Annotated in this window: 1 protein-coding gene; it reads left to right on the top strand. The window is 54.8% G+C overall.

Annotated elements, in window-relative coordinates:
• The first annotated feature begins 496 nt into the window (after positions 1-496).
• Positions 497-1,480, top strand: a complete 984-nt coding sequence (locus tag HUN39_RS18885; RefSeq protein ID WP_175095973.1) for a UDP-glucuronic acid decarboxylase family protein — start codon at positions 497-499, stop codon at positions 1,478-1,480.
• The last annotated feature ends 348 nt before the right edge of the window (positions 1,481-1,828 follow it).

Below are 1,828 nucleotides of genomic sequence, written 5' to 3'. Positions count from 1 at the left end.
GTTATGGCCGAAGTCGGCGAAACAGGCGCCCGAGACCAGACCTACATAACCAGAGCCAATCATCGTAATGTTCATCAATCGCCTCTTTAGCTGACCGCCGCATGACGCGCCGGTCTTCCCATGCTCAGGACACGGTGGCGCCGCCGGGAGCAAACGATCGCCGCGTCGAGGATAGCCAGCTTACAGTCCAAAGGAAGAATTCCATTCCGCCCGCTGACGCGAGCGATTCATTCTCTCACGCAAAAACGATTCATCCCCCAACCCCGAAGACGGCGAGCGCCGCCATATTGACGATCTCCGTGTTCGTCGCGCCGAGTTGGACGATCTGAATCGGTTTGTCGAGTCCGTTGTTTTCGATAAGTTTGAAGTGGCGCACTCGTCGACAGGATGCGCAGAAAGTTTACGTCGCCAGCGCTCCTTCGCGGACTCGCTGGACAAACGCGGATGTCCATGTCTTATTCCCGATCCCTTTGATTTTTTGTTGCAAGGCAACACAATGAGCAAGCGGATACTCGTGACAGGCGGAGCGGGTTTCATTGGCTCGCATCTGTGCCAAAGACTTCTCGATGCTGGCAACGACGTCTTGTGCGTCGATAATTATTTTACAGGCGCAAGACGTAACATCTTGCATCTTCTAGACAATCACAGTTTCGAACTTATGCGCCACGACGTAACTTTCCCACTGTATGTTGAAGTGGACGAGATATACAACTTGGCTTGCCCGGCATCGCCAATTCACTATCAGTTTGATCCGGTTCAAACGACTAAGACCAGCGTAATCGGCGTGATTAACATGCTGGGCCTTGCCAAGCGCGTGAAGGCTAAGATCCTGCAAGCGTCGACGTCCGAAGTTTATGGCGATCCAATTGTTCACCCCCAGACAGAAGACTATTGGGGCAATGTCAACCCGATCGGATTTCGCTCCTGCTACGACGAGGGCAAGCGCTGCGCTGAAACACTCGTGTTTGACTACGTCCGCCAGCACAAACTGGCGGCGAAGGTGGTCCGAATTTTCAACACCTATGGCCCGCGCATGCATCCAAATGACGGTCGCGTGGTCTCGAACTTTGTCGTGCAGGCGCTTGGGGGCGCCGATATCACGCTGTATGGGGACGGCAGTCAGACGCGGTCATTTTGCTACGTCGACGATCTTGTCGAGGCGATGATCCGAATGATGGCGACTGGTCGGGAAACGACCGGGCCAATAAACATCGGCAACCCCGTTGAGTTTACGATTAAGGAATTGGCGGAACGGATCGTGGAGCTGACCGGGTCGAAATCGAAACTCGTGTTTCGACCGCTCCCCGCTGACGATCCCAGGCAGCGTCAACCGGACATTAGCAAGGCGAGAGAAGTTCTGAAATGGGAGCCCACCGTGCGCCTGCGAGATGGTCTCATCAAGACTATCGAGTATTTCGACGATTTATTGCACCGTGGCGACGCCCCTCATAAAGCTGGCGCTAATCGAGCCGTTTTATGAGACTTTCCGGCCAAGATCGATTTTTTATTTCAGGACAACCCGTGGGTGAGGCGATTCATCGGCCCTCGGCGCAAAATGATCTCATAGTCCTTCCGTAAAGGAAGCTAGAGCCATTCCGAGCTGAATGGGATTGCCGCCCCAGAAGAGCGGATGATGTTCGCAAGAAGCGAGTGGAGGTGGGCCTTCTCCTTGGGGCTGTCCGCGCATATCGGGCACCGGAAAAGCGCGGACGCGCCAATGCTTCCCGGTGGCGCCGGCAAATGCGTTAAGCTCCTAGGGTCCAGACTCATAACCAATAGCTGATTGTCGCCGCGATGCAGACGGCTGCGAGAAAGTTAGTTGCGCTTC

It is taken from the genome of Methylocystis silviterrae (assembly GCF_013350005.1).
Classification (GTDB): Bacteria; Pseudomonadota; Alphaproteobacteria; order Rhizobiales; family Beijerinckiaceae; genus Methylocystis; species Methylocystis silviterrae.
Note: the sequence above shows the minus strand (reverse complement) of the source record. Positions and strands in the feature narration are given on the sequence as shown.